The organism is Lachnoclostridium phytofermentans (genome assembly GCF_000733755.1).
GTDB classification, from domain to species: Bacteria; Bacillota; Clostridia; order Lachnospirales; family Lachnospiraceae; genus Lachnoclostridium; species Lachnoclostridium phytofermentans_A.
This window is the reverse complement of record NZ_JPOF01000004.1, coordinates 1-5,000: the sequence shown is the minus strand read 5'-3', so window position 1 is coordinate 5,000 and position 5,000 is coordinate 1. Positions and strand designations below refer to the sequence as shown.

Here is a 5,000-nt window from a genome sequence, read left to right as displayed (position 1 = left end):
CTGTACCGTAAGGAGCAGTGGAGTGTTAAGAAGAGAGAATGCCGGAATGAGTAGCGAGATAGAAGTGAGAATCTTCTAGGCTGAATATCCAAGGTTTCCAGAGTAAAGCTGATCTGCTCTGGGTAAGTCGGGGCCTAAGGCGAGGACGAGAGTCGTAGTCGATGGACAACAGGTTGATATTCCTGTACCATATAGTAACAGAACTGTGGGGACACAGAAAGGTAGGAAAAGCCGGGAATGGAAAAACCGGCGCAAGCACAAAGTCGAGCTGGATAGGCAAATCCGTCCGGTGATGGTGAAGTGTGATGCGGAGTGAAGTTTAAGTAACGAAGTTTCTGAACCTATGCTGTCGAGAAAAGCCGCTATTGTTTGCTATATGCCCGTACCGTAAACCGACACAGGTGGATGAGGAGAGAATCCTAAGGCCGACGGGAGAAGCATTGTTAAGGAACTCGGCAAAATGACCCCGTAACTTCGGGAGAAGGGGTGCCTGGGAAACCAGGCCGCAGAGAATTGGCCCAAGCAACTGTTTAGCAAAAACACAGGTCTATGCAAAACCGAAAGGTGAGGTATATGGGCTGACGCCTGCCCGGTGCTGGAAGGTTAAGGGGAGAGGTTAGACGCAAGTCGAAGCTTTGAACTTAAGCCCCAGTAAACGGCGGCCGTAACTATAACGGTCCTAAGGTAGCGAAATTCCTTGTCGGGTAAGTTCCGACCCGCACGAAAGGCGTAATGATTTGGGCACTGTCTCGACAATGCACCCGGTGAAATTGAAATACCAGTGAAGATGCTGGTTACCTGCGCCAGGACGGAAAGACCCCATGGAGCTTTACTTCAGCTTGATACTGGGATTCGGTGCTGCATGTACAGGATAGGTGGGAGACTAGGAAGTAGGAACGCCAGTTCTTACGGAGTCGCTGTTGGGATACCACCCTTGTAGTACTGGATTTCTAACCTGTAGCCGTGACCCGGCTAGGGGACAATGTCAGGCGGGGAGTTTGACTGGGGCGGTCGCCTCCGAAAGGGTATCGGAGGCGCTCAAAGGTTCTCTCAGAATGGTTGGAAACCATTCGTAGAGTGCAAAGGCATAAGAGAGCTTGACTGTGACACCGACGGGTGGAGCAGGTACGAAAGTAGGACTTAGTGATCCGGTGGTATAAAGTGGGATTGCCATCGCTCAACGGATAAAAGCTACCCTGGGGATAACAGGCTTATCACTCCCAAGAGTTCACATCGACGGAGTGGTTTGGCACCTCGATGTCGGCTCATCGCATCCTGGGGCTGTAGTAGGTCCCAAGGGTTGGGCTGTTCGCCCATTAAAGCGGTACGCGAGCTGGGTTCAGAACGTCGTGAGACAGTTCGGTCCCTATCCGGCGTAGGCGTAGGATATTTGAGAGGAGCTGCCCTTAGTACGAGAGGACCGGGGTGGACTGACCTCTGGTGTATCGGTTGTTCTACCAAGAGCATGGCCGAGTAGCCAAGTCGGGACGGGATAAACGCTGAAGGCATCTAAGCGTGAAGCCCCCTCAAGATAAGATATCCCATTGCGAAAGCAAGTAAGACCCCTTAAAGACGATAAGGTTGATAGGACAAAGGTGGAAGTGTGGTAACACATGTAGCTGATTGTTACTAATAGGTCGAGGGCTTAACCTAAAAGGTTTGTTTCAATATTATTGTATATAATATCAATATGAAGTTTTGAGAGTACAATGCTACAAGAGTAGAAAAATATTCTTAGGCTCCATGGTCAAGCGGTTAAGACACCGCCCTTTCACGGCGGTAACAGGGGTTCGAATCCCCTTGGAGTCATATTGAAAGAAGTCGATTACTTTAGGGTAATCGACTTCTTTATTATTCATGTCAAGGAAAAGTATGCTTCGCAAACTTTTCCTTGTTTAAAAAGTAAAGACAATTCTTAAAGTGTACATAAAATAAAAATAGCATCTCAGTAATCAGTAAATTTGACATAATAATTGCTTAGATATAAAATATATGGTAGAATATAACAAGTCGTGGACGGAATGAGCATGACATCATACTCAAGGGGAGGTAATAGGTGACGATATGTTACATATTAAGAACTTAGAAGATGGATTAAGCGTTTTCAAGGCACTTGGTTCCAGTGTGCGTATACAAATTATTAATCTTTTACTAGATAATAAAGAAATGAATATGAACGAGCTAGCATCAGCACTTAATATAACCAATGGTGCATTAACCGGACATATGAAGAAATTAGAGGAAAGTGGAATTATACAGCTAATTCCGGAGTATGCGGGACATGGAAACCAAAAGATTTGTCGAGTTGACGTTGATAAAATATTTATTGAAATTATGGATTTGGAAAATTCTTATGACAATAATATATACGAAACAGAAGTGAAAATTGGTCATTACTCGGATTATTGTGTATTACCTACCTGTGGTATTGCTACGAAAGATATGTTAATTGGTGAAGTAGATGATCCTCGTTATTTTTCCCATGTAAAACGTGTGGATGCGAATATTTTATGGTTTACAAAAGGATTTATTGAGTACAAGATACCTAATTTATTACCAGCGGGTCAGAAAGTAGACCAGATTACATTTTCACTAGAGTTGGGATCTGAAGCACCTGGAGTAAATAATGAGTGGCCAAGTGACATTTCTTTTTATATAAATAATAAGAAAATTGGTGTTTGGACCAGTCCAGGAGACTTTGGGGATAAGAGAGGAATTTTTACACCAAAGTGGTGGTTCACAAACTGGAACCAATATGGCTTATTAAAAATATTAGTGATTAATAAATCTGGTACATACATTGATGGAAGAAAAATATCTTCTATGACAATTGATCAGTTTAATTTAAACTATCGAAGTGATATTTGTTTTAAACTTGCTGTAGAGGAGGAGTCAGCTAATGTTGGAGGCTTAACTGTCTATGGCAGTGGTTTTGGAAATTACAATCAAGATATCAAGGTAAGAATCCATTATGAACCGATGCAATAAAAATAAATGAATGAATTTAAACTTATAGTGTTATCTGACAAAATGCGAGAATCGATAAACTAACTGAATTAAGATATACTTAATTTAGAAGGTTTATTTGTTCTCGCATTATTGACTCTAGGTCAAATCTTTTGGGATGATTGTTCTTAATGTGTTTCAGTACTGGAGGTATAGTAATTTTACTTATGTTGTGCATGATTCATTAAATATATAAAAAATATCAGACTAAATGGTATGTTTAACGAGGAATCTAGCCTGTTTGCTCATAAGATTTATATGGGATGCTGAATTATTATTTACCGCTAATCTTAATTAGTTAAATAGCCGATATTATAGGGAATAAAGATATACTATTAGATTCTATTGCAGAATAAAAATGGAAAATAGTGTCGTTTTAACTATGTTACAATTGAATTATTTGTCATTTTGTCATATATAATGTATATATACACAAATAAGGTAATTTCTAACGGATAAATTAAACTCAAGATGATATGGGGTAGACCTATGGATAACAATATATTATTAGAAAGTGGCACAAATGAATTAGAAGTGCTTGAATTTACCATTGGCGGAAACAGCTATGGTATTAATGTGGCTAAGATTAGAGAGATACTTCCTTTGTAAGCCCAACACCAGTATGCTCACCCTACGGTTGAGGGTATTTATATGCCCCGTGATTTTATTATGACAATCATAGACTTAAGAAAGACTTTAAACATGCAACAAGAGTCACATCAGGATGGGAAAGATATGATTATTGTAACGAACTTTAATAATTTACATGTTGGTTTTCATGTAAATAAAGTTTTAGGTATTCATCGTATCTCTTGGGGGGATATCACAAAACCAGATGCTACTTTAAGTAATGCTGGAATGGGAGTTGCAACTGGTATTATTAAATTGGAAAATAAGTTAATTATCCTACTTGATTTTGAAAAGATAGTAGCCGATATAAGTCCTGAAACTAGTTTGAAAGTATCAGATATGGATACATTGAAAAACAGAAGACGATGTGATTTACCAATTATTATTGCTGAAGATTCCCATTTGCTAAATCAATTACTAGTCGATTGTCTTGCGAAAGCAGGTTATACCAATATCACTAGAACGGAAAATGGGAAAGAAGCCTATGACTTACTTCTGAAGTACAAGCAAGAAGGAATTGTTGACAAAAAGGTTGCTTTAATAATTACTGACATTGAGATGCCAATAATGGATGGCCACCGTTTGACAAGGCTTGTTAAGGAAGATACAAAACTAGCACAAATTCCTGTCGTAATCTTTTCTTCTTTGGTGAATGAGGATATGCGTAGGAAGGGTGAAGCTTTAGGTGCAGACGCTCAATTATCAAAACCAGAAATCGGACAATTAGTGGCAAAGATCGATGAGTTACTTTTAAACGAATAATTCCTATAAAAAATATTAGGTGGTGTACAAATGGATAGATGCAAGATATGTCATGCAGAAGTAAAAGATAATAGCGAATATTGTTTAAACTGCAAAGAATTAGGCTTAGACGATCAATATCTTAACACGTTATCTGCATCTATGGAGTCACTACATAGTAACAAAGATATTACTACTACGGAAGAAGCAGAAGATTATCTAACAAAGAATTATAGTATATTTGATATGGAATCAGAGAGTATCACCGATAATAAGGAACTAAAAGATTTACTAAATCAAACAGTGTTAGATGAGCGTGATAATATTGAGGATTCCGTAAAAAAAATACAAAGAGAAACTGATATAACAGAACTTCAGCAAGAAATAGATATAGAAGAGCGGCAAGAAATAGATATAAAAGAGCAGCAAGAAATAGAGTTAGAAGGGCAAGATGATGCTAGTTTAGAAAATGACGTAGCTAATTTATCTTTTTCTGAGTTAGTTACAACGAAAGAAGATAACTTGCAAGAGAAAGAAAAGCTAAACATAAGCGATTCGCTGGAGAATAAAATAACTAGCAACTATTATAAAGAAGCAGAGGGAGAATTTGTGGTGGGTAGTAC

At 38.8% G+C, this 5,000-nt stretch carries 2 protein-coding genes, 1 tRNA gene, 1 rRNA gene and 1 pseudogene (1 of these 5 running past the window's edge); all 5 read left to right on the top strand.

Annotated elements, in window-relative coordinates:
- A 23S ribosomal RNA gene (locus CC92_RS0113315) occupies positions 1-1,653 on the top strand (it extends 1,264 nt beyond the left edge of the window).
- Between the two features lie 84 nt (positions 1,654-1,737).
- Positions 1,738-1,809 (top strand) — tRNA-Glu (locus CC92_RS0113310).
- A gap of 255 nt (positions 1,810-2,064) precedes the next feature.
- Positions 2,065-2,988, top strand: coding sequence for an ArsR/SmtB family transcription factor (locus CC92_RS0113305; protein WP_029504022.1), 924 nt, complete (start codon positions 2,065-2,067; stop codon positions 2,986-2,988).
- A gap of 507 nt (positions 2,989-3,495) precedes the next feature.
- Positions 3,496-4,398 (top strand): annotated as a pseudogene (locus tag CC92_RS23505) (chemotaxis protein).
- Between the two features lie 30 nt (positions 4,399-4,428).
- A partial coding sequence (locus CC92_RS21020; RefSeq protein WP_034225271.1) for a hypothetical protein occupies positions 4,429-5,000 on the top strand: 572 nt, incomplete at its 3' end.